Source organism: Pseudomonas syringae group sp. 243L2, assembly GCF_032587875.1.
Classification (GTDB): Bacteria; Pseudomonadota; Gammaproteobacteria; order Pseudomonadales; family Pseudomonadaceae; genus Aquipseudomonas; species Aquipseudomonas amygdali.
The window spans coordinates 183,133-205,840 of record NZ_JAWHPL010000025.1 but is presented as its reverse complement, the minus strand read 5'-3'; the positions used below and the strand labels follow the sequence as shown (position 1 = coordinate 205,840).

Annotated in this window: 20 protein-coding genes; 3 read left to right on the top strand and 17 right to left on the bottom strand. The window is 58.9% G+C overall.

Going from position 1 to position 22,708, the window contains the following annotated elements; genetic code table 11:
* Positions 1-25 precede the first annotated feature (25 nt).
* The 11 genes from RYB66_RS19380 to RYB66_RS19330 form a co-directional block, all read right to left on the bottom strand.
* Positions 26-1,603, bottom strand: a complete 1,578-nt coding sequence (locus RYB66_RS19380; protein ID WP_016982124.1) for a sugar ABC transporter ATP-binding protein — start codon at positions 1,601-1,603, stop codon at positions 26-28.
* A 63-nt stretch (positions 1,604-1,666) separates the two neighbouring features.
* Positions 1,667-2,608, bottom strand: coding sequence for a sugar ABC transporter substrate-binding protein (locus RYB66_RS19375; RefSeq protein WP_004665734.1), 942 nt, complete (start codon positions 2,606-2,608; stop codon positions 1,667-1,669).
* A gap of 464 nt (positions 2,609-3,072) precedes the next feature.
* Positions 3,073-4,092, bottom strand: a complete 1,020-nt coding sequence (locus tag RYB66_RS19370) for a Gfo/Idh/MocA family protein (RefSeq protein ID WP_002554082.1) — start codon at positions 4,090-4,092, stop codon at positions 3,073-3,075.
* Between the two features lie 66 nt (positions 4,093-4,158).
* Positions 4,159-5,019, bottom strand: a complete 861-nt coding sequence (locus RYB66_RS19365; protein WP_005780652.1) for a sugar phosphate isomerase/epimerase family protein — start codon at positions 5,017-5,019, stop codon at positions 4,159-4,161.
* A 51-nt stretch (positions 5,020-5,070) separates the two neighbouring features.
* Positions 5,071-6,081, bottom strand: a complete 1,011-nt coding sequence (locus RYB66_RS19360; protein WP_002554084.1) for a Gfo/Idh/MocA family protein — start codon at positions 6,079-6,081, stop codon at positions 5,071-5,073.
* Between the two features lie 67 nt (positions 6,082-6,148).
* Complete coding sequence (gene iolD / locus RYB66_RS19355) at positions 6,149-8,086, bottom strand: 3D-(3,5/4)-trihydroxycyclohexane-1,2-dione acylhydrolase (decyclizing) (protein WP_005780650.1); 1,938 nt, start codon at positions 8,084-8,086, stop codon at positions 6,149-6,151.
* Between the two features lie 58 nt (positions 8,087-8,144).
* Complete coding sequence (locus RYB66_RS19350) at positions 8,145-8,975, bottom strand: TIM barrel protein (RefSeq protein ID WP_002554086.1); 831 nt, start codon at positions 8,973-8,975, stop codon at positions 8,145-8,147.
* A 35-nt stretch (positions 8,976-9,010) separates the two neighbouring features.
* Positions 9,011-10,513, bottom strand: a complete 1,503-nt coding sequence (locus tag RYB66_RS19345) for a CoA-acylating methylmalonate-semialdehyde dehydrogenase (RefSeq protein WP_004665737.1) — start codon at positions 10,511-10,513, stop codon at positions 9,011-9,013.
* Positions 10,514-10,541: 28 nt separating this feature from the next.
* A complete protein-coding gene (gene iolB, locus RYB66_RS19340; protein WP_016982122.1) occupies positions 10,542-11,351 on the bottom strand; it encodes a 5-deoxy-glucuronate isomerase in 810 nt (269 codons plus the stop codon).
* A gap of 13 nt (positions 11,352-11,364) precedes the next feature.
* Entirely contained in the window at positions 11,365-12,270 is a 906-nt protein-coding gene (iolE, locus tag RYB66_RS19335; protein ID WP_004665739.1) for a myo-inosose-2 dehydratase, read from the bottom strand.
* Positions 12,271-12,316: 46 nt separating this feature from the next.
* On the bottom strand, positions 12,317-14,254 hold the full coding sequence (locus RYB66_RS19330) for a bifunctional 5-dehydro-2-deoxygluconokinase/5-dehydro-2-deoxyphosphogluconate aldolase (protein ID WP_005744452.1): 1,938 nt from the start codon (positions 14,252-14,254) through the stop codon (positions 12,317-12,319).
* Between the two features lie 292 nt (positions 14,255-14,546).
* Here RYB66_RS19330 and RYB66_RS19325 point away from each other — a divergent pair, with 292 nt between their 5' ends.
* On the top strand, positions 14,547-15,455 hold the full coding sequence (locus tag RYB66_RS19325; RefSeq protein ID WP_002554092.1) for a MurR/RpiR family transcriptional regulator: 909 nt from the start codon (positions 14,547-14,549) through the stop codon (positions 15,453-15,455).
* 19 nt (positions 15,456-15,474) lie between these two features.
* On the opposite strand, the gene RYB66_RS19320 is transcribed toward RYB66_RS19325, so the two are convergent.
* The 3 genes from RYB66_RS19320 to RYB66_RS19310 are packed head-to-tail and all read right to left on the bottom strand — an operon-like array spanning position 15,475 to position 18,502.
* On the bottom strand, positions 15,475-16,473 hold the full coding sequence (locus RYB66_RS19320) for a lysylphosphatidylglycerol synthase domain-containing protein (RefSeq protein ID WP_016982121.1): 999 nt from the start codon (positions 16,471-16,473) through the stop codon (positions 15,475-15,477).
* Positions 16,470-17,720 carry a cardiolipin synthase ClsB gene (gene clsB / locus RYB66_RS19315; RefSeq protein WP_002554094.1) on the bottom strand — a complete coding sequence of 417 codons (1,251 nt, stop codon included), beginning with the start codon at positions 17,718-17,720 and terminating at the stop codon, positions 16,470-16,472. Before clsB ends, RYB66_RS19320 begins: the two co-directional genes overlap by 4 nt.
* Complete coding sequence (locus tag RYB66_RS19310; RefSeq protein ID WP_002554095.1) at positions 17,717-18,502, bottom strand: endonuclease/exonuclease/phosphatase family protein; 786 nt, start codon at positions 18,500-18,502, stop codon at positions 17,717-17,719. The genes clsB and RYB66_RS19310 overlap by 4 nt, the downstream gene beginning before the upstream one ends.
* Positions 18,503-18,718: 216 nt before the next feature.
* Here RYB66_RS19310 and RYB66_RS19305 point away from each other — a divergent pair, with 216 nt between their 5' ends.
* The gene (locus RYB66_RS19305) at positions 18,719-19,258 is read left to right on the top strand and encodes a cytochrome b (RefSeq protein WP_004656874.1); all 540 of its coding nucleotides are present in this window, start codon (positions 18,719-18,721) and stop codon (positions 19,256-19,258) included.
* Position 19,259: 1 nt separating this feature from the next.
* On the opposite strand, the gene RYB66_RS19300 is transcribed toward RYB66_RS19305, so the two are convergent.
* The 3 genes from RYB66_RS19300 to psrA all read right to left on the bottom strand — a co-directional run bounded on the left by RYB66_RS19300 (position 19,260) and on the right by psrA (position 21,840).
* Entirely contained in the window at positions 19,260-20,000 is a 741-nt protein-coding gene (locus tag RYB66_RS19300; RefSeq protein ID WP_002554097.1) for an S-methyl-5'-thioinosine phosphorylase, read from the bottom strand.
* A gap of 9 nt (positions 20,001-20,009) precedes the next feature.
* Positions 20,010-21,008 carry a beta-N-acetylhexosaminidase gene (gene nagZ, locus RYB66_RS19295; RefSeq protein ID WP_170947350.1) on the bottom strand — a complete coding sequence of 333 codons (999 nt, stop codon included), beginning with the start codon at positions 21,006-21,008 and terminating at the stop codon, positions 20,010-20,012.
* 115 nt (positions 21,009-21,123) lie between these two features.
* Positions 21,124-21,840, bottom strand: coding sequence for a transcriptional regulator PsrA (gene psrA / locus RYB66_RS19290; protein ID WP_004665746.1), 717 nt, complete (start codon positions 21,838-21,840; stop codon positions 21,124-21,126).
* Between the two features lie 258 nt (positions 21,841-22,098).
* Here psrA and lexA point away from each other — a divergent pair, with 258 nt between their 5' ends.
* Positions 22,099-22,707: a transcriptional repressor LexA gene (lexA, locus tag RYB66_RS19285; RefSeq protein WP_002554100.1), complete on the top strand. Its 609-nt coding sequence runs from the start codon at positions 22,099-22,101 to the stop codon at positions 22,705-22,707.
* Position 22,708: the final 1 nt, after the last annotated feature.

Here is a 22,708-nt window from a genome sequence, read left to right as displayed (position 1 = left end):
TTCTACCGAGCCCTGTAGTGCGAACTCAATGAACCTTGTGGCCGGAGGCCAGATGCATGACTTTTTCCTGGGTCGCTTCGCCTCGATCGAGGATGCCCATCATTTCGCCTTCGTGCATGACCATCACCCGGTCGCTCATACCGAGGACTTCCGGCAGCTCTGAAGAGATCATGATGACGGCCATGCCTTCACTGGCGAGCAGGGAGATCAGGCGATAGATTTCCGCCTTGGCCCCTACGTCGATGCCGCGGGTGGGCTCATCCAGAATCAGTACTCTGGGGTTGGTCATCAGCCAGCGTGCCAGCAACGCTTTCTGCTGGTTACCGCCCGACAAGGTGTCGATGCACTGCTCCAGTGACGGGGTCTTGACCCGAAGTTTTTTGCACATGTCCTCGCACAGCGCACGCAGTGCCTTCTGTTGCACGAAACCATTACCGGCGTAGTTGGCGAGCACGGCCATTTCCATGTTTTCCATCACCGACAGGCATGGAAACAGCCCAGTCAACTTGCGGTCTTCCGTCAATAGTGCAAAACCCAGCTCAATGGCCTGATGCGGGTCGGCAATGTGTACCGTAGTGCTATCAAAGCGTACCTCGCCGCTGTCGCTGGGGGTTATGCCGAACAGGGTCTCTGCCACATTGGTCCGGCCCGACCCCATCAATCCGGCAATGCCAAGAATCTCTCCGGCACGCAAATCGAAACTCACGTCCTTGAAAATGCCGTTCAGGCACAGGTTGCTGACTGAAAGCAGCACTTCGCCTGGCGGCTTTTCCCGCTCGGGAAACAGTTGGGTCAACTCACGCCCCACCATCATGGTGATCAGGCTGTCGCCGTCCATACTTTCGGCGCGCTGCAGGCCGATATAGGCGCCGTCGCGAAAAACCGCTACTTCGTCGGCAATCTCGAAGACTTCGTTCATCTTGTGGGTGATGTAGATGATGCCTTTACCCTGAGCGCGCAGGTCGTTGATGATCGAAAACAGGTGAGCGACTTCGGTTTCGGTGATGGCCGAAGTCGGCTCATCCATGATCAGCACGTCCGAGTTATATGACACAGCTTTGGCGATCTCGACCATCTGCCGCTCGGCGATACTCAGGTTGCCCACCAGGTCTTCGGGATCGAGCCTGATGCGCAGGCGCTCCAGCAGTTCGGCAGTGCAGCGGTGCATTTCCCGGTGATCGACCATGTGCAGACCGTTGAGCTGTTCGCGACCGATCCAGATGTTCTCGGCGATGCTCATGAACGGCATCAGGTTCAGCTCCTGATGGATCATCGCAATGCCGGCCTGAAGGGCCGAAAGTGGCGTCTCGAAGCGAATCGGCTTGCCACGCAAACGGATTTCGCCTGAGTCCGGCTGGTAGATGCCAGCGATGATTTTCATCAGCGTTGACTTTCCGGCACCGTTCTCGCCCATCAGCGCCAGCACGCTGCCGGGGCGCACACGCAGTTGGACGTCGTTGAGCGCGATGACACCGGGGAAGCCCTTGCTGATATGGCTGATTTCAAGCAGATAAGGCGGCTGGGCATCCGGCGTCGGGCTATCGCTGTCACTGGACGGCAGATCGCGTTGTGCGGGCGGGTTGGCAGTAGCTGAACCGAACATGATCACAACTCCTCAAGCGGCAGGCTGCGGGAGGAACGATCCTCCCTGGCCTGCCGATTGCTGTTATTTGAAGGTGGCGACGTTTTCAGGCGTAATCAGGCGATAAGGGATGATGATCGCCTGGGGCTCGACCTTTTCCTTTTTCGCCATTTTCACGGCGGCATCAATCGCCCCGTCGGCCTGGCCCTTGGCGTCCTGAAAAACGGAGACTGCGAGGTCGCCCTTGGTAACGGCGCTGAGCCCGTCTGGTGTACCGTCGACACCGGCGACTAACACGCTGCCTTTATCCACATCCACGCCTGCCTGCTTCAGCGCCATCGCCGCGCCAATGGCCATTTCATCGTTGTTGGCCAGCACCGCGTTGAATTTACGGCCCTGGGTAAGCCAGTCGTTGGTCAGGTCCATGCCCTTCTGGCGTAGCCAGATGCCGGTCTGCTCCTGATCTATCTTGATGTCCGGGTACTTGGCCAACACCTCCTTGATGCCCTTGGTGCGGTTTTGCGTGGAGTTGTTGGCCAGGTCACCCAGAAGAATCATGACACTGCCCTTGCCTTTCAGTTTGTCGGCGATGTATTGCGCCTGAAGTCGACCTGCCTCCATGTCATCCGACGTAACGGTGGCGACGCCTGCTGGCAGTTTCGGATCGTCAGGGCGGCGGTTGACGTAGACCAGCGGGATGCCGGCGGCGACCGCGTCCTTGGTGATCCGCGCAGTGGCAGCGGTGTCGACAGGATTGACGATCAGGGCGTCGACTTTCTTGTTGATCAGGTCCTTGACCTGGTCGAGCTGTTTGTTGACGTCCGCGCGGGCATCGACGAACTGCAGGTCCACTTTCTCGGTCGTGGACATGGCTTTGGCCTTGGCATTCATGTCGTCACGCAGGTAGGTCAGCCAGGTGTCATCGAACTGCGACATGGCCACACCGATCTTGATATCGGCCAAAGCTGCACCGCTGCCCAACATCAGCGCCATGGCCAATGAGGTCAAAGCAATCTTGGTCTTCATGAGGATCTGTCTCCAAATTATTGTTGTTCGGATGCAGCGAATCAGCGTGACAGGCGGATCCCGGTCGCTCCGGGAATGCAGAACAGTTGCGCGTCCTTGTGTTGCACGCACATGCCACGGGCAACGATTGTGAGAAATCGCTCCATGGTCCGAATCCAGAATGAAGAGGTGGCAGAACGCTTGGCGGTGAGGCCAGAGGTAGGGGTTTTCATCGACAGTACCTATCTTTTGTTTTGTTTTTGTTGGTGTGCATCTCGTGACTTGAAAGACCTTCAAAGCCCGAGTGATTCGATAGTCGGTAACCTGAAAAAGACTCTATTGGAAAATATTTTCCAATTCAACTGATTTTAGAATTTTATTCCATTTCATTTTTATTCGGCTGCACATACGACAAAGCCCGACGCTTGTCAGGCGTCGGGCTTTGTCCGATGGCAGGCTTGAATGTGCAGCGTGGCACGCGATGATTACAACACCACAACCCGCCCTTCACTGGCGCTCAAGCGAGCTGCATCCATGACCTGTGCCGATGCGATGGCATCATGAGGATCAACCGGATTACCGCCCTGCTCGTCAACGGCGCTCTGCAACAGGCGGTAGAACTCAAGCCAGCAACCGCGCTCCGAAGGCACACGCTCGCGATGGTCACCCTGCTCGAACCAGCCCCAGCGCCGATGCTCTTCGACACCCCAGCGCTCGCCCTCGGACCGTGGCGTGAGGCCGGCAAACGCAGCCTCCTCCTGACCGTCCAGCCCTTCGACGCTGTAACAGCCCTTTGATCCACTGACCCTGAAACGCGGCTTGGGGGTATTTTGCAGACAACTGCCTGACAGGTGCGAAGTCACACCGCTGGCATGCCTCAAGGACACGAAGAACGTGTGGTCCAGTTCGTCTTGCGGCGTAGCGAACTGCAATTCTGCATACACCCGCTCGACCGGCCCGAACAGTACCAGTGCCTGATCCACCAGATGACTGCCCAGATCACGCAGCATGCCACCACCGCTGGCCTTGCCTACCGAGCGTGGCGAATAGCGCTCGATACTGGACTCGAACCGGCTGATCTGCCCCAGCGCCTTGTTGTCGATCAACTTGCGTACGGTGAGGAAGTCGGAATCCCAGCGCCGATTCTGATAAACACTAAGCAGGACGCCACGCCGTTCGGCCGCTTCCACCAGCTCGCGCGCCTGGGCGGCGTCGCTGGCAAAGGGTTTGTCGCTGACCACCCCGACGCCCAGCTCTATCGCTTCAAGGATCAACGCTCGGCGCGAAGCCAGGGGCGTGGAAATCACCACCACATCGACCCCGGCAGCGACCAGCTCGGCCAGCGTGTCGAATGTTGCCACGCCGGGATGATCGTTGACCACTTCCTGTTTTCGCTCGGGTGAACGGGTGACAACGCCTGCAAATGTGGCACCGGGCAAACTCGAAATCAGCGTTGCATGAAAGTAACGCCCGCCTTTGCCGTAGCCCACCAGCCCTGCTCGCATGGATATCTCCTGTAGTCCATGAACCTCATGGCCGCAGCCATCGGTCGTGTATTGGATGCCACCGTTTCAACGAAGCAGCTCGCTTTTGACCCGCTCCAGCATGAATCGGCTCGATTCATCTGCACGCTCCTCCCAGGCAAATACGGCCACTGTGGCAATACCGTCGAAATCAATGTCCCGCAATGTCGAGAAGAACGCGTCCCAGTCCACCTCGCCCTGCCCGATGTCCAGATGCTGATGCACCGTTGCCGTGACGCCAGGCGGGTTGACGATGTAGCGCAGGTTGGACGAAGCCCGGTGATTATAGGTGTCGGCAATGATCAGGTGGGTGAGCTTGTCACCTGCGTACCGCAGCATGGAGGCAATGTCCCCCACGCCATCATCGTAGAAAAAGGTGTGTGGCGCGGCATACAGGTAATTGATCCAGTCCCGGTCCAGGCCGCGAATGATGTCGACTGACTCGTTGTTACGTTCGCAGAAGTCATAAGGATGCGCCTGGATATCGAGCCGGATGCCTTCTCGCTCGAAGTGCGGCATCAGTTCATCCATGGATTTCATGAACTGGTTTTCGCACACCAGTGCATGATCAGATTGCCCACTGAACTCTGTGTTCATCAGGTCGCAGTCCATTTCCACGGCCACCTGAATGGCGCGTTTCCAGTTGCGCACCGCTGCAATACGCAAGTCTTCATCCGGCGCAGCCCAGTGGTACAGCGGCAGCAGCGAGGAGAGCTTCACACCGGCATCGCTCAGGGCTTTGCGAAACTCCCTGATCCGCGCACGATCCACGCGCGGGTACTTGTAGAACGGCATGAAATCTTCGCGCGGTGAAAGCTCTATGTAGTCGTAGCCCAGCTCCGCCGCCTTATCGACCATCGCACCCAGCGACAGGTGGCGATACATGTAAGGATCCAGTGCGATGCGCATGATGCCCTCCTTTTTATTGTTTGAAAAACAACCCGACTCCAGATACCTCTGTCAGTCATAAAACGCGGGACGCATCTCCAGGGCAATCGGTACGACCGCTCCGCTGTTCTGCGCCTGAACACAGGCATCGGCGGCCACCGCAGCGGCATAACCGTCCCAGGCAGAAGGCCCGTAAATCGTGCCCGCGTTGACGCCATCGATGAAGTCCTGCAACTCGACGTCATAGGCAGCAATGAACCGGTCTTTCCAGTCCATCAGGATCGCGTTGGACAATTTCGCTTCGCTACGCAACTGCACCTGAGAAGGCTCAGGCAGTTTGGCAATGCCGCTCTCGCCGACCACTTCACACTGGATGTCGTAGCCGTACTGGCAGTTGACGAACACTTCGACGTCGATGCGCGTGCCTCTGGCCGTTTCCAGCATCACAATCTGCGGATCTTTCATGTGCGCAAGGGCCTTGCTGGTCTTGCGCGGGAACACCACCTGTACCGACACATAGTCATCGTTGAGCAGCCAGCGCAGCACATTGAGCTCATGAATCAGCGTGTCGGTGATCGCCATGTCGGTCTTGTAGTTCTCGCCGACCCGAGGGTTGCGGTGCGCACAGTGAAGCATCAGCGGTTCGCCGATCCGGCCGCTGTCGATCACCGATTTCAGGGCGCGATAGCCCTGATCATAGGGGCGCATGAAGCCCACTTGAACCAGACGCCTGCCGCTGGCGATCTCGGCCTCGACAATGTGCCGGCAACCCTCGGCGGTAACGGCCAAAGGCTTTTCGCAGAACACCGGCTTGCCTGCGGCAATGGCCGCCAGCACGTACTCTTCATGGCTGGGGCCCCAGGAACAGACCAGCACCGCTTCGACGTCGGGCGCGGCAATCAGCGCGTGGCCGTCGGCATACACTTCGGCACCGATGTCCAGCTCGCGCACCACTTTGGCTGCCTGCTCCAGGTTGATGTCGGTGACGGCTACCACCTGACTGCCAACCAGCGTCTTGCTGCAACGCCGGATATGATCCTGACCGATTGCGCCTGTACCGATCACACCGAGTTTCAATGCCATTTTCATGTTCCTTTTTTTATTGGATGTTGCCGTGAACGGGTCACGGGTGCTGAACGATAAACAGTGATCAGTACTGTCGAGCCTTGGCCAGTTCGCGGTTGAGTTTTTCGTAAACCTGGGCCGTGGTGCCGGTCGTTGATACTTCGGCAACGCCGACACGCCACCACGACAGGTATTTGTGGATCATGGTCTTGGGCAGGACCTTGATGTCGATCAGCGTCGAGACCGTCTGACGTTGCGCATCGACGAGCGCCTGACGCAGTTGTTCGGCGGTGCTGACCTTATAGGTCTTGCAGCCATAGGCGGCAGCGCTCATGGCGAAATCCACCGGTACAAAGTCGCCGTCGAGCTTGCCTGTGTCGGGATTGCGAAAGCGGAACTCGGTGCCGAAACTGTCCATGCCGTGCTCCATCTGCAGGTTGTTGATGCAGCCGAAGGTCATGTTGTCCAGCAACACCACGTTGATCTTGCGCCGCTCCTGAATCGAGGTCGCCAGCTCTGAATGGAGCATCATGTAAGAGCCATCACCGACCAGCGCGAAGACCTCGCGGTGCGGCGCAGCGAGCTTGACGCCCAGTGCCGCATTGACCTCATAGCCCATGCATGAATAGCCATATTCGACGTGATAGGTGTCGACCCCGGTACTGCGCCAGGCACGCTGCAGATCACCCGGCAAACTGCCCGCCGCCGCGACGATCACTGCGTCGTCAGGTACGCTCTGGTTGAGGATGCCCAGTACGCCGCTCTGGGTCAGACACGAGCCGGTCAGCTCGATGAACTCGCGTAGCACGGCCGGGTCCAGGTGATCGTTGATTTCCGGGACGAAATCCTCGCTCTGGTACTCGACCGCATACAGGCGATCAACCTCGGCATCCAGCTGCGCACGGGCTGTCCGCGGCGCATCGCCCCAGGCAGCACGGTAACCGCTGGCTTGCAGGCTTTCGGTCAGTGCCTGCAATGCCACCTGCGCATCGGCCAGGACCTGCACGCCATCCAGCTTCTGCACATCGAAGGCACCGACATTGAGGTTGAGAAACTGCACATCCGGGTTCTGGAACAGCCATTTCGACGCGGTGGTGAAATCGCTATAGCGCGTGCCGACGCCGATGATCAGGTCCGCCTCTTTCGCCAACCGATTGGCCGCCACCGTGCCGGTTTCGCCGATGCCGCCCATGTTCAGCGGGTGCGCCGAAACGATGGCACTCTTGCCTGCCTGGGTTTCGGCGAACGGGATATCGAAGCGCTCGGCAAAGGCTTGCAAGGCATCGGCTGCGCCGGAATAACGCACGCCACCACCGCAGATCAGCAGCGGTTTGCGCGTGCCGGCCAGCAGCTTCAATGCGTCGTCAAGCATGGCCTTGCTGGGCGGGCGGCGGTCGATACGGTGCACACGTCTTTGCAGGAAGCTGTCCGGATAATCGTAGGCCTCGGCCTGCACATCCTGAGGCAGCGACAGCGTGACGGCACCGGTATCAGCCGGATCGGTCAGTACGCGCATGGCATTGAGCGCCGCGCTCATCAACTGCTCGGGGCGGTTGATACGGTCCCAGTATTTGCTCACCGCCTTGAACGCATCGTTGGTGCTGATGCTCAGGTCGTGAAACTGCTCGATCTGTTGCAGCACCGGGTCAGGCTGGCGGCTGGCGTAGACGTCCCCCGGCAACAGCAACAACGGAATGCGGTTGGCCGAGGCGGTTGCGGCGGCGGTGATCATGTTCGCCGCGCCTGGCCCGACCGAAGAGCTGCACGCGTAGATCTTGCGCCGCAGGTGCTGCTTGGCAAAACCGATGGCGGCGTGGCACATGCCCTGCTCGTTACGGCCTTGATGAACCACCAGGTCGCCGCTGTCCTGTTCCAGCGCCTGCCCAAGACCCAGCACGTTGCCATGCCCGAAAATGGTGAAGATGCCAGCGACGAATTTGCTCTGCACGCCGTCGACTTCGACGTACTGATTATCGAGAAACTTCACCAGGGCCTGGGCCATGGTCAGTCGGGTTGTACTCATGTTCGCACCTTGTTGTTGTTTGAGGTGGCCAGGGTTTGAGGCGGCCTGACGGCTGACGTCAGTGACGCTGCGAAACGGCTCGTGACAAGTGCGTCATGCTCGCCGCTATCGCCTGAGGGATGTCGGCCAGCGCATGGACGCTTTCGGCGAATGGTTCGAACGACAGATGGCCCTCATAGCCGCTGTCCAGCAAACGCTCGATCTGCGATGCATTACCCAGAATGTCAGCTTCGCCGACCAGCACGCGATGGCCATCGCGAATGCTGTTGAGCGGTGCCTGCGCATCCTCGACACCGGAGATATGCACCAGCCCGGTCAACTCTGGAAACAGCTCGACCTCACCGGCCAGGTGGTGGTGAAAGGTGTCATGAACCAGCCGATAAACGTCCAGCCCACCCACCGCCCTGATGGCGTCCACCGCCTGACGTTTGAGGCGCAACGAGCACTCCTCGAAGCCCAGCGGTTCGACGAAGCCGAGAATGCCGTGCTCACGAAGAATCGGTGCCAACGCAGTCAACGCGGTGCGCAACCCCGAAGCGCGCTGCGCGCCGTTACGCGGATCTGCACGGTCATTGAGCGGACATAGCACCAGACCGCGCGCACCGCAGTCGCGAGCGTACTGCGCAAGCTTCGTCGCCTGGGCTGCGCGCTCTTCATTCCAGACATCGAATGGGTACAGGGCGTTGATGGACAGCACTTTTACCCCCCGGGCAGCGCAAAGGTCACGAACGACCTGGGGTGCAGTGCCGTCCTCGATCTCGATACCCTTGAGGTCGTTGCGAATCTCGATGGCATCGGCACCCAGCTTCACCGCCAGATCGACGAAACCTTCCAGAGACAGGCGCGGCGCGACCATTCGATTAAGGGCGAAACGCAGAGGTTGGTTCATTGTTCTTGTTCTCCGCAACATTCCATTGATGAAGGCTATTTGGCAGTCGGCATACTGAACTCGGGGCCTTTGGCGATGCTGTCCGGCCAGCGCTGCATGACACTCTTGTAGCGACTGTAAAAGCGCAGGCCTTCTTCGCCATACGCGTGGTGATCGCCAAACAGTGAACGTTTCCAGCCGCCAAACGAATGCCAGGCCATGGGCACCGGGATCGGCACGTTGATACCGACCATGCCGACCTTGATGGTCCGCGCAAACGCACGGGCCACACCACCATCGCTGGTAAAGCACGACACACCGTTGCCGAATTCGTGTGCGTTGATCAGCTCGACGGCGCTGGCGAAATCCGCGACGTGGACGATGCCCAGCACCGGGCCGAAGATTTCTTCCTTGTAGATCTGCATCTGCGGCGTGACGTGGTCGAACAGCGTCGCCCCGACGAAAAAGCCCTGCTCGGCACCCGGCACCTTGAAGTGGCGACCATCGACAATCAGCTTCGCCCCCTCTTTGACGCCCTGATCGATGAAACCCTCTACCTTGGCTTTGTGCACGGCGGTGACCAACGGCCCCATGTCCGAATCGGCCTGCATGCCATTGCCGACCTTGAGCTGATCGATGCGCGGCAGCAGCTTGTCGATCAGTTGCTGGCCGACATCGCCTACCACCACTGCAATGGAAATCGCCATGCAGCGCTCACCCGCCGAACCATACGCCGCCCCGATCAAGGCGTCGGCGGCTTGATCCAGGTCCGCATCGGGCATCACGATCATGTGATTCTTGGCCCCGCCCAGCGCCTGCACGCGCTTGCCATGGGCCGTGCCCTGCTGGTGGATGTACTCGGCAATCGGCGTCGAACCGACGAACGAAATGGCCTCGATGTCAGGGTGCTGCAGCAAGGCATCGACCGCGACCTTGTCGCCCTGCACCACGTTGAATACGCCATCAGGCAGACCGGCCTCCTTGAGCAGGCGCGCCATCAGCAGGCTGGCCGACGGATCACGCTCGGAAGGTTTGAGGATGAAGCAGTTGCCGGTCACCAATGCCATAGGGATCATCCACAGTGGCACCATGACCGGAAAGTTGAACGGCGTGACCCCGGCGCAGACGCCCAGTGGCTGACGCAGGTTCCAGTTATCGATACCACCGCCAATGTTGTCGCTGAAATCACTTTTCAGCAGGCTGGGCGCACCGCAGGCAAATTCGACAATCTCGATACCGCGCACCACTTCACCACGCGCATCGGACAGCACCTTGCCGTGCTCGCGGCAAATGATCTGCGCCAGCTCGTCGTGGTGCCGGTCCAGCAATTCCTTGAACTTGAACATGACCCGCGCCCGGCGCAGCGAGGACTGATCGGCCCAGCCGGGAAAAGCAGCCTTGGCCGAAGCGACCGCTTCATCCACGGTTTTCACGCTGGCCAGCGCAACGCGCGCTTGAACAGTGCCGATTGCCGGGTTGAAGACATCGCTGTAACGCTCACCATCGCCGTCATTCAGGTGTCCGTTGATGTAATGGCCGATTACCGGTGACTCGTTCATCTCATGCCTCCAGAGTAAAAAGGGGAAATCAAAGATCCAGCAGCCAGCTGTGCTGCGGGTCGTTGTGGAACTGCCAGGCGCGTGTCGGACCGGCCATCACGTTCAGGTAATACGATTCGTAACCGTAGGGCACAGACACCGGGTGATAGCCTTTGGGCACTGTCACCAGATCATTGTTTTCCACGGCCATGGCCTGATCGATACTGCGGTCGTCGGTGTAAACCCGCTGGAAAACGAAACCCTGCGGCGGGTTGACCTGGTGGTAGTAGGTCTCTTCGAGAAAGCTCTCGTGGGGCAGATTGTCCCGGTCGTGCTTGTGCGGCGGGTAGCTGGACGAATGTCCCGAAGGAGTCCGCACCTCGACCACCAGCAGCGAATGCGCCGGTTCACTGTCCGGCAGAATGTCGCACACGTAACGGGTGTTGGCCCCTTTGCCACGTACGCTGCGTTTCATGCTGCCCGGCATGATCAGCCGCGCCGCAAGCTGTTTGCCCGCATCGCCCGGCGCCGTGCATACGGCCAGGTGCAGCGGCCCACGCGCAACGAACTCTGCCTGACTATGCGGCGGCAGGTAGACCGCAAACGGCGATTTTTTCTCGAACACCGATTGCCGGTCGCCGATGTTTTCCCAACTGAAAGCGCCCTGCCCCGGTGCTTCGCCATTCACGCTGGCGTGCCCGGCCAGCAAGACCACGCACAGTTCGTTTTCTTCTGCAGCGAGAGGCAGTCGCTCACCGCCCTCCAGTCGGTAGGCGGCAAAGTTCACGTACTCGAGCGAGCCGGGCGCCAGCGCCACGATGTCACGGCCCTGGGGTTTGCTCTTGGTCAGCAGATTCATGGTTCAATCCTCCTTATTGCGCATCGGCCAGCAGTTGGCGCAAGGTGTCATAGCCCTTTTTGGCATACACATAACTCGGCGCTACCGCTGGGTCCTGTTCGGCCTCGACCACCAGCCAGCCGCTGTAGCTGGCTTGCAACAACACCTTGAGCAGCGCAGAAAAGTCGATATCACCGTCGCCTGGCACCGTGAACGTGCCATTGATGATGCAGTCCGGAAAGCTCCAGAGATTGTTGCGCGCCAGTTGCACCACAGGTTTGCGCACATCCTTGAAATGCACATGGCAAACACGCTCGATGTGCTTGCTCAGCACCTGCAAAGGCTCGCCGCCGCCCATGTAACAATGCCCCGAATCGAACAGCAGTCCGACTTCCTTGCCGGTCAGTGTCATCAGCCGATCAATATCCTGTGGCGACTCGACGTAAGCGCCCATGTGGTGGTGATACGCCAGGCGTACCCCTCGGGACAGGGTGAAACGCGCCAGTTCGGTGAGTTTTTCGGCATATTCAAGCCAGGCTGCATCGGTGTGAAAACGCGGTCGTTCAACCAACGGAATGCGCTGCCCCTGAATCGAGTCAGCCACCTCACCGTACACCAGTACCGAAGCGCCATTCTCGGCGAGCAATTGCACATGCGGGGTAATGGCTTCGATTTCTTCGGCCACCGAGCGCCGCGCCAAATGGCTTGAATACCAGCCGGAAACCAGCGCCAGATCATAGGGCCGCAGCACATCGCCGACGCCCTTGGCATCTTTCGGAAATTTGCCGTTGAGCTCGAAGCCCTCGTAACCAATGGCTTTGCCTTCGCTCAAGGCTGTGCTCAGTGGCGTCTCTCCGCCGAGGGCCGGCAAGTCATCGTTGCTCCAGGAGATCGGGTTGATGCCGATGCGGATCCTGGGTGTGGAAATGGAAACGGGCATGGCTGCACCTTTTTTGTTGTTATCGCGACGTCAGATCAAGAAAGAGTCAGGCGCGGCTTTCGCGCCAGGACTCGATCAACCAGTTGAAGGTGCTCTGCACCCGACTGACCAGCGCCGCATCGTCTATTTCCCCGGCCATCCAGGCCCGGCTTGGCTCGCGAAATATGGTCCGGCCGACGGCAAAACCCTGGCAGACGCGGCTGTGTCGTGCTTCGGCAAAACCGGCAGCGAGGTCTTCGACAGGCGCATTGAGCCCGAGCAGTACCACGCCACGGCAATACGGATCGCGCTGCTGGATCAACTCGTCCAGCTGCTGCCAGACCTGCGCGCTCTGCGCCTCGATCTTCCACCACGCCGGGTAGATGCCCAGGTTGTACAAACGCTTCAGCGACCGGACCATCACGTCAGGATGAGACGAGGGGTGATCCTTGGGTGGAATGATTTCCAGCAGCAGTTCGTGACCACTGACTTTCGACGCGTCGTAGAGCGCCTTGATCTGCGCTTCCTGTTCCAGACGCAGCATGGGCTCGTCATCGGGGTGATATTGCACCAGGCACTTGATGATCTGCTCTTGCGGCCAGGCGAGCAGATTGCTGCCGATGGAGCGGCCATGCTCGAACGCCAGGGGTCTTGAACCCTGCACTTCCACCGGACGCGCCACCCACCAACCGCGACCGGTCGCAGCGTTAAGTGAATCCTGACCGAAGCGCTGATCGGCGAGCAGCCCGACATCGGCTTCGATGCCACGCTGGCGCAGGCCGGCTTCGACCCGCTCAACCGCCTGCACGAACAGTTGCTTGAGCTGGCTGATGCTGCTCAGGTCGCGCCCGGCCTGTTGGGCCAGCTCGACCAGTTGGCCGCGATGATCGAAGGCGAAGATGAACAACTGCCGCCACTGCTTGCGTGGCACGCTGACCTGATGCAGCCGTTGCAGGACAACATCCTGATCAGGCCGGGTAATGGGGTGCGGGCTGCTGAACAGGTAATCCAGTTCGGCAGGCGTCGGCATCGCAGGCGCGCAGGCATGGCGCGATACCACCAGCCCGCCACAGGCATTGGCCAGCTGGCAGCAGCGCTCGTCGCTGGCATCCTTGAGCCAGCCGCTGAGAAAACCGGACATGAACGCATCGCCAGCGCCCAGCACGTTGAGCACTTCAACCCGCACGCCGGGGTAGATTGCGCCGTCTTCAAGCCGCGCAGGAATCGCACCGTGAATCACTGTGCAACCTTGCGGGCCGAGCTTGACCACAAGCGTCGCGGCCGTCAGTTCGCGCACGGTACGCAGGGCAGTGAGCAAATCGGTAGAGCCGCCGGCAATCTGAAATTCTTCTTCAGTACCGACAATCAGGTCAAAACGCGGCAGGATGCGCTGCACATGCTGACTGACCTTCTGATCGGCAACAAAACGTGTCTCGCCATCAGCCTTGGCCGCCAGGCCCCAAAGCACCGGGCGATAATCAATATCCAGCACGCGTTTGACGTCGTGCTTTTCGGCGTAGTCGAGCGCCTGGCTGCTGGCCTTGAACACTTGATCGGTAGAAAAATGCGTGCCGGTGATCAGCAGCGCCTTGCTCGACGCGATCTGCTGTTCGTCGATGTCCTCGGCGCGCAAAGCCATGTCGGCGCAATTTTCGCGGTAGAACACCAGGGGGAACGTTTCACGGTCTTTCAGCCCCAGCAGCACCATGGCGGTCAGGCGCTCGGGATCGCGCTTGATAGCGCTGACATCACAGCCTTCGCGGGCCAGCGACTCGACCAGGAAGCGACCCATATGGTCATCACCTACCCTGCTCAGCATGGCCGACCTGAGCCCCAGCCTGGCAGTACCGAATGCGATATTGGCCGATGAGCCGCCCAGGTATTTGGCGAAACTGGAAACGTCTTCCAGCCGCGCACCTACTTGTTGCGCATAAAGATCGACGCCCAGGCGTCCGAGGCAGATCAGATCCAACTGACGCCCAGTGGCAAAGCGTGTCTGGCCCATGGTGGCTCCTGTTATTTTTATCAGCCTGCAGCGCCTGCATCATGTGTACACGCTGCTTTGTGAATGCAGCGTAAAACGTCGAGCCTCATCAATCAATATTTATTCTATAATTATTTTTAGTGGAATATTTTTTCCATACCGCTATTCAAGTGCTGGCACAATGCACAGACGGGTAAGCTATAGTCGTCCCGGCCCAAGGCAGCCTCCATCGTCGGGCACACAACTGCGTTACCTTGAAAGATGTTGCTCTGTAAGAAATTGCCCTGAAAGAACAAGTAGAAAGGATTTGAATATGACCCGCGCCGATCAGCCCACTCTGCCCGAGACGAGCGTCGACATGCCGCCGACCAATGCCGAAGGCCTGCTAAGGCTGATCACTGATGAGTACGACGGTTTACCGCGTCAGCTCAAGCGCATCGCCAGCTATATGAGCCAGCAGAGCGACCGGATCATGGTTGACCGGATCAGTGACATTGCCCGCGAGTGCGAAGTCCACCCGTCGGCCATCGTGCGCTTTTCCCAGCGTTTCGGGTTTAGCGGCTTCAGTGAGATGCAGGCGTTGTTTCGCGAGGCTTACACGCACAAGACCACGCCGGTGCAGAACTACCAGCAACGCATCCGCAGCATGATCGCCAATAAGTCTCAGAAGGCCCACTCGGGTGATCTGGCACGCGAATGCGTGAGCGCAACGCTCTCCGGGCTGGAGCGTTTGAGTGCAGAGCTGGACGACGATGAGTTCGAAAAGGCTGTAGATCTGGTGGTCAACGCCGACAATATCTACGTGGTGGGTGTGCGCCGCTCATTTGCCGTGGCGGATTATCTGGTCTACAACCTGCAACACACCAACAAGCGTATTCACTTGATATCGGGCCTGGGGGGCAGCTATCGAGAGCAGATGCGCAGCGTGCGTGCCAACGATCTGGTGATTGCCATCAGCTTCACGCCCTACGGCAAGGAAACCCAGCATTGCCTGCGCATCGCCCAGCATCATCAGGCCAAGACGCTGATCATCACCGACAGCAATCTGTCGCCGCTGGCCAAGCGTGCCAACTCGGTGTTGCTGGTCAATGAAGGCAGCTCGTTCGCCTTCCGCTCGCTGAGCGCCACCCTGTGCCTGTGCCAGGCACTATTCATTGCAGTGGCGTATCGGCTGGAGCTGAAAGTCGACGAGATCCACGAGCAGGTCGGGTTTGATGATTGAGGGCTGAGATTCCCGGCCCTCAGGTATTCGCTTCCTGCCCCATTCGCTGCTGGTTCTTCTGGCCCATTTTCTTCGCGCGTTTTTCCAGCACCAGATACACCACCAATGCAATCAACAGCGGCAGCAGGAAGTAAATGGCGCGGTAGCCGATCAGAGCTGCCAGCAGACTGCCCTTGGAGAACTGGTGAGCCAGCAAGGTAATGAATACAGTCTCAAGCACGCCCAGCCCGGCTGGAATGTGAGTAATGACACCCGCGATGCTGCTGATCAGCAACACACCGAGAATCGCCGGGTAAAACGCCTTGTCGGGCAGCAGCGTGTAAATCACCGCAGCCATCAGCGACCAGTTCAGAGCCCCCAGGCTGGCCTGCATCAAGGCCTGCTTCATCGACGGTAGATTGAATTCCTGATCACGAACAGTCCATGAGCGCTTTTTGGAAAACCGGCAGGCCAACAGGTAGGCAAAACACACGGCCAACAGTCCGAAACCGATCAATTGCAGGGTCGTGGTGCCGATCGACCATTCCTCTGGCAACTCCAGAAAACGCATCGAAAACACGAAACCGGCCAGCAGCATGTAGCCCAGCCAGTTGGTAATCAGGCTGAGGCTCAGAATCCGGGTGATGGTCGACACGTCCAGCCCCAACCGGGAATACAACCGGTAACGCAAGGCGATGCCGCCAACCCATGAACTGAGATTGAGGTTGAATGCGTAGCAGACAAAGGTCACAGGCACGATCTGCTTGATCGACAATGTGTGGCGGGTGTAATACCGCGCCAGTATGTCAAAACCGCAATAGGTTGCGTAACTGGCAAAGGCCACAACAGCGGCAATGGCCAGAGTGCTGGCCTTGTAGGACGACAGCGCCTGCTTGACCTCTTGCCAGTCAAGGTTCTTGACCAGCAGAAACAACAGGACCGGGACAGCAATGAAGAAAAACAGATTGAATATCCGCTTTGCCCATTTCCATTTGGCTCCCTGCGCACTTCGCGTCGCTGCATTTGCGGCCTGAGTCATGAAGTTTTCTCCTGGTCCATCTCGTGGTTGTTCTGTTGCTGTTCGATGACTTTCGCTTCCGGCACCACGTCACCGGCCCGTAACGGCTTGAGGCGCACACCGTGAACCGGGAACAGGCCGGCAATGGCCGGAAAACGCCGCAGAAAAAAGAAGCTTAAAACGATCATCGGCGCACGCCACCACTGACCACGCGCCGCGCCCTTGAGGCTCATCTGCTTACTGTGCGCAGCGGCAAGCTCCATCAGATGGTTTTGCAGATGCTCATTGAGCCCGCGATCGCGGATGAACAGATTGGCCTCCAGGTTCAGCGCCAAGCTCAGCGGGTCTAGATTGCTGGAGCCCACGGTGGACCAGTCCTGATCGATCAGCGCGACCTTGCCGTGCAATGCACGTTGCTTGTACTCGTGAATGACCACGCCGTCGCGCAGCAGGTAGGTGTAGGTCAGCCGCGAGCAGACCCGCACGAACGGCATGTCGGGCTGACCTTGCAAAATCAGGGTGACCTTGACGCCCCGCCGTGATGCATTGCGCAGCTCACGCAGAAAGCGGTAGCTGGGATAAAAATACGCGTTGGCCAGGGTGATCCGTTGCTTCGCAGCGCGAATCGCCTCAAGGTACTGCTCTTCGATATCGGTACTGTGCTCGTCATTGTCGCGCTCGGCGAGCAGCATGCTGGCGTCACCGGCACGGTCCAGCTTCAGTGCAATGGGCGGCAATTTGTCACGAACGACCTTGCTGAGCATATTCAACGCGCTGTGGTGAATATCGCCAACAATCGGGCCACGGACCAGAACGGCATAGTCCTGTTTGGCCGTCACCCCCGTGTCAGTCATGTGATCGACGCTGTAGTTGATGCCGCCGATAAAGCCCAGTTCGCCGTCAATGACGACCACCTTGCGGTGCAGACGGCGGAACAGGTTGGTGCGCATACCCATGAATCGCGGACGCGGGTCGAACAGCTGAATCTGAATACCGGCATCGATCATGGTTTTGACAAACACCGAACTCAGGTCCGATGTCCCGTAGTCATCTACCGTGACAACCACTTTCGCGCCGTTGGCCGCAGCTTGGAGCAACGCCTGTTGCAAGCCCTCGCCAATCCGGTCTTCAAAGATGATGAAAGTCTCGATCAACACCTCTTTGCGCGCGGCCCGTATGCACTCGAACACCCGGGCGTAGAAGTCTTCACCGTTGATCAGCAGCTCTACCGAGTTGCCATCACACCACTGCCCTGTCGTATTACTCATAAGGTCAACTCCACCGCCAGCGGTGCATGATCGGAAAGATGAGACCACGGGCGGCTGGACAATACTTTCGGCCTGTGGGAAGTCGCGTTGCGGACATAAATCCGGTCCAGCCGGAGCAACGGCCAGCGGGCCGGAAAGCTTTTGGCCGGCGCGCCGAAGCGCTCGACAAAAACCTCGTGCAACCCGGTGCCCTCCAGCAAAGCATCGGCGCGCTGACGCCAGTCATTGAAATCACCGGCAACGATCACCGGCTCACCCTCGGGAAGACGCTCCATCAGCTCGGCGAGCAGGTTGAGCTGCTGACGCCGATGGCTTTCACGCAAGCCCAAGTGAACACACACCGCATGCACCCGACCGGCGTATGGCACCTCCAGGATGCAGTGCAGCAAACCGCGCTGCTCGGTGCCATGAATGGAAATGTCGAGGTTCTCGTGCTGGATGATCGGGTACTTGGACAGCAGCGCGTTACCGTGATCGCCATCCGGGTACACCGCATTACGACCATAGGCAAAGTCGTTCCACATGCTGTCGGCGAGGAACTCGTACTGGGAAATCGTCGGCCAGTCCTTGACGCTGCGCGCATGGCTCTGGTGCTCGCCGTGCACTTCCTGAAGAAACACGATATCGGCCGATACAGTACGCACAGCCTCACGCAACTCCGGCAAAATGAAGCGGCGATTGAAAATGCCAAAGCCCATGTGCATGTTCATGGTCAGTACATTCAATGAAACACTGGCGGACACTGGCGTTGCTGGGCCGACAGGCGGATTGGCACTGGTCAAGACTCGCTCCCGGGTGAATATTCACGTCATATGAAGCCACCCATCGGCACAGGTTCCGTCCCGTGTCGCCTGTGCTGCGTATTTGCCATATTCAGTCGGGCATATTCAATGGCACTGATCTGACGCTGAAAAAAACGCGTACAAATGAAACGCAGGATCCCGGCAACTGCCTAAACTGCTTACCGGACCTGTAAAAAAGCGACAAGGAATCCAACCGTGGATGCACCGACTTCTCAACGCTACACCGCACGAGCCAGATGGCTGCACTGGGTCATGGCCATACTGATTGTGCTGGCGTATACCCTGATTCTGAGCCGCAGTCAGTTTGGCAAGGGTTCTGAATACCGCACACTGGTCGTGCAGAGCCATTTCTGGGTGGGGATTGTGATTCTGGCCATGGCGTTTTTCCGCGTCGCCGAACGTCGACGGCATCGTCCGCCCGGCATAACGCCGCCGCTTGAAGGCGCGTTGCGCTTAGCCGCGACACTTACGCATTACGCGCTGTATGCGTTCCTGTTCGCTCAGCCTTTATTGGGTCTGCTGACGGTGATGGTGGAAAAAGGCGCGTTACCCATTCCCCTCACCGACCTGCAGATACCCTGGCCCCTGCCGACCTCGGATCGCAGGGCCGAAACGTTCGAAGATGTGCACAAGTTGCTGGGCTCGATCTTCTATTACGTCATCGCCCTGCACGTAGTCGCCGCGCTCTGGCATCACCTTGTGCGCAAGGACAATACCCTCAAGCGCATGCTGTAAGTCAGGAGGCTGACAGAACCCGGGCGAGCGTGGCTTTTACCTTGCCCATACCATCGCGCAGGGCCTGTTCGATTTCTGCCATGGTTATGACAGTGGTCGACTTGCCCGCTGCCGGATTGACCACCAGCGCCAGGCAGGCGTATTCCAGCTCCAGCTCACGGGCCAGAGCGGCCTCGGGCATACCAGTCATGCCGACGATGTCGCAGCCATCACGCTCAAGGCGGATGATTTCGGCGACCGTCTCCAGGCGCGGCCCCTGAGTACAGGCATAGACACCCCGATCAGAGAACTCGCACCCTTCAGCGGCCAGTGCTGCAACCAGCCGCGCCCGTAACGCTTCGCTGTAGGGATAGCTGAAGTCGATGTGCGTGACCTCTTCCAGATCATCGGCAAAGAACGTGTGCTGGCGACCGCTGGTGTAGTCGACCAGATCATGCGGCACGCAAAAGTGCCCGGTGCCCATCGCTGGATGTATGCCACCTACCGCATTGACCGCCAGAATCGCTTCGGCACCAGCCTGCTTCAAGGCCCAGATGTTGGCCCGGTAGTTGACCTGATGCGGTGGCAAACGGTGCGGATGGCCATGCCGCGCCAAAAACATCACTTCGCGACCGGCATAATCGCCGATCTGGATTTCGCCGGAAGGTGCGCCATAAGGCGTGTTCATCGGCAAGGACTGCCGAATGTTCAGGCCTTCCAGCTGGGTCAGGCCAGTCCCACCAATAATCGCGTAAACAGTCATCGCAAATCCTTAATCGATCAGTTGAGCAGCGCGCAGGGCCTGAAGCGCGGCCTGCCAGCGCGGGTGTTGCCGATAATCAGTACTGGCTGATGCCTGACCGCGCATACGCGCGATGCGCGGCGAAGGCCTGACTTTCAGGCGCTGGGCCGCACCGAGGGCCAGCTCTGCCGCAGCGCGGTCATTACATACCAGCCCCATGTCGCAACCCGCCGTCAGCGCAGCCTCGATACGGCTGGCGGCATCACCGACCACATGGGCACCGGCCATCGACAGATCATCGCTGAAAATAACACCGTCAAATTTCAGTTCGTCGCGCAGGATGTCTTGCAGCCAGCGCTTGGAGAAACCGGCAGGCTGCGAATCGACTTTCGGGTAAATGACATGAGCAGGCATCACTGCAGCGAGCTGTCGGCTCAGGCGTGCGAACGGCACCAGATCGCTGGCGCGAATCTGTTCCAGACTGCGCTCGTCATTCGGGATAGCCACGTGAGAGTCGGCTTCGGCCCAGCCGTGGCCAGGGAAATGCTTGCCGGTCGCAGCCATGCCAGCCGCGTTCATGCCACGAATAAACGCCCCTGCCAGCAGCGCCGCACGCTCCGGGTCGCCCTCAAACGAACGCGTCCCGACGACCGCGCTGCGCTGGTAGTCCAGGTCCAGCACCGGAGCAAAACTCAGGTCCAGGCCGACAGCCAATACTTCGGTGGCCATCAGCCAGCCGCAATGCTCGGCCAGCAGCACAGCATCTGGCTTGTCGGCAATAGCGCGCATCGGCGGTAGACGCACGAACCCCTGCCGCAGGCGCTGGACCCTGCCGCCTTCCTGATCCACTGCCAGCAGCAAGTCCGGGCGAACGGCGCGAATTGCCGCACTCAGTTCACGAACCTGACGGGGATGCTCGATGTTTCGGGCAAAGATAATCAAACCGCCCACTTCGGGCTGACGCAGAAACTGACGGTCTTCGCTGGTCAGCCAGGTGCCGGCGACATCGACCATCAGGGAGCCTTGCAGGCCAGAACTCATAGAAAAAACCCTTACACACCAGTGCCCATTTGCAATCCGGGCATGGTGCTTGATCCTGAAGCCTGACGCAATGCGATGCGCCGGTACATTAAGGCTTGGATCGTCAGGCCTTGGCTACCGCAGGCGTGCCGGTGCTGCTCTTGCTACGCGGCCTGAGTTGAGCGGCGATCATGGTCGGGTCACTGACGCCGGTGTCGGCACGCATGCCTGCGGCCAGAAACGGCACCATCAAGCGCATGACCTGCTCGATGGAGGTATTGACGCCAAAATCGGTTTCGGCAATCGCACGCAAGGCCTTGATGCCGGACATGCTGAATGCAGCGGCACCGAGCATGAAGTGCACGCGCCAGAACAGCTCGATAGGTGGAATACGGGGGGCGGCTTCGTTGACCAGTGTCATGTAACGACGGAACACCTTACCGTACATGTCTTCAAGATAACGGCGCAGGTGGCCCTGACTCTGACTGAAGGCAAGCCCTAAAAGACGCATGAAGATCGACAGGTCGTTACCGCTTCGCGGTTGCACGACAAGCGCCTGCTCGACGAGGATCTCCAGCAGTTCTTCCAGGCTCGGCTTGTGTTCGGGTTTTGCCTGGCGACGCTCCAGCTCGCGATCGAGACTGATGCAGAACGGGCCGAGAAAACGTGAGAACACCGCCTGAATCAGCGCCTTTTTCGAACCGAAGTGATAGTTCACCGCAGCCAGATTGACCGAAGCCTTGCTGGTGATGAGACGCAAGGAGGTTTCAGCAAACCCCTTTTCTGCGAATAACTGCTCGGCAGCATCAAGAATGCGTTCAACGGTTTCCGACTGGGCCATGGCTCTCTGCCTAACAAACGAACGTTTGAAACATACGTATCAGGCGCCCCGTTTGTCAAGCGGACCCGTTCATTTTGTGGCTGAACAGTCACGAAACTGGATGTTAAATGACAATAGACAGCTTATGCAGCGCTTTTTGACGCAAGGCTTCGCAACCCCCCACCGCACCGCCTGGCGGCGAAAGTAAAAAGGATGATTGCCAACGCGCGTTCACTGTATATAATCCCAGTCACTGTATAAAAAGCCAGAGCGCCCATCATGATCAAACTGACGCCACGCCAGGCTGAAATCCTGGGCTTCATCAAACGCTGCCTGGAAGACAACGGCTTTCCACCTACACGTGCGGAAATCGCCCAGGAGCTGGGTTTCAAATCGCCCAACGCAGCGGAAGAACACCTTAAGGCATTGGCTCGCAAAGGCGCCATCGAAATGACCCCTGGTGCCTCACGCGGCATCCGCATTCCCGGCTTTGAAGCACGGCCGGATGAAAGCAGCCTGCCGGTCATTGGTCGCGTAGCAGCTGGCGCGCCGATTCTGGCTCAGCAACATATCGAAGAGTCCTGCAACATCAACCCCTCCTTTTTCCACCCCAGCGCCAACTACCTGCTGCGCGTTCACGGCATGAGTATGAAGGACGTCGGGATTCTGGATGGCGACCTGTTGGCGGTGCACACCACTCGCGAAGCACGTAACGGCCAGATCGTAGTTGCCCGGATCGGCGACGAAGTCACCGTCAAGCGTTTCAAGCGTGAAGGCAGCAAAGTCTGGCTGCTGGCTGAAAACCCTGATTTTGCCCCTATCGAGGTCGATCTCAAGGATCAGGAGCTGGTGATCGAAGGTTTGAGCGTCGGCGTCATTCGCCGCTAAG

Excerpts from the sequence above, each read along its gene's own strand:
- RYB66_RS19380 (WP_016982124.1), bottom strand. The coding sequence starts at position 1,603 with ATGTTCGGTTCAGCTACTGCCAACCCGCCCGCACAACGCGATCTGCCG.
- RYB66_RS19375 (WP_004665734.1), bottom strand. The coding sequence starts at position 2,608 with ATGAAGACCAAGATTGCTTTGACCTCATTGGCCATGGCGCTGATGTTG.
- RYB66_RS19370 (WP_002554082.1), bottom strand. The coding sequence starts at position 4,092 with ATGCGAGCAGGGCTGGTGGGCTACGGCAAAGGCGGGCGTTACTTTCAT.
- RYB66_RS19365 (WP_005780652.1), bottom strand. The coding sequence starts at position 5,019 with ATGCGCATCGCACTGGATCCTTACATGTATCGCCACCTGTCGCTGGGT.
- RYB66_RS19360 (WP_002554084.1), bottom strand. The coding sequence starts at position 6,081 with ATGGCATTGAAACTCGGTGTGATCGGTACAGGCGCAATCGGTCAGGAT.
- iolD (WP_005780650.1), bottom strand. The coding sequence starts at position 8,086 with ATGAGTACAACCCGACTGACCATGGCCCAGGCCCTGGTGAAGTTTCTC.
- RYB66_RS19350 (WP_002554086.1), bottom strand. The coding sequence starts at position 8,975 with ATGAACCAACCTCTGCGTTTCGCCCTTAATCGAATGGTCGCGCCGCGC.
- RYB66_RS19345 (WP_004665737.1), bottom strand. The coding sequence starts at position 10,513 with ATGAACGAGTCACCGGTAATCGGCCATTACATCAACGGACACCTGAAT.
- iolB (WP_016982122.1), bottom strand. The coding sequence starts at position 11,351 with ATGAATCTGCTGACCAAGAGCAAACCCCAGGGCCGTGACATCGTGGCG.
- iolE (WP_004665739.1), bottom strand. The coding sequence starts at position 12,270 with ATGCCCGTTTCCATTTCCACACCCAGGATCCGCATCGGCATCAACCCG.
- RYB66_RS19330 (WP_005744452.1), bottom strand. The coding sequence starts at position 14,254 with ATGGGCCAGACACGCTTTGCCACTGGGCGTCAGTTGGATCTGATCTGC.
- RYB66_RS19325 (WP_002554092.1), top strand. The coding sequence starts at position 14,547 with ATGACCCGCGCCGATCAGCCCACTCTGCCCGAGACGAGCGTCGACATG.
- RYB66_RS19320 (WP_016982121.1), bottom strand. The coding sequence starts at position 16,473 with ATGACTCAGGCCGCAAATGCAGCGACGCGAAGTGCGCAGGGAGCCAAA.
- clsB (WP_002554094.1), bottom strand. The coding sequence starts at position 17,720 with ATGAGTAATACGACAGGGCAGTGGTGTGATGGCAACTCGGTAGAGCTG.
- RYB66_RS19300 (WP_002554097.1), bottom strand. The coding sequence starts at position 20,000 with ATGACTGTTTACGCGATTATTGGTGGGACTGGCCTGACCCAGCTGGAA.
- psrA (WP_004665746.1), bottom strand. The coding sequence starts at position 21,840 with ATGGCCCAGTCGGAAACCGTTGAACGCATTCTTGATGCTGCCGAGCAG.
- lexA (WP_002554100.1), top strand. The coding sequence starts at position 22,099 with ATGATCAAACTGACGCCACGCCAGGCTGAAATCCTGGGCTTCATCAAA.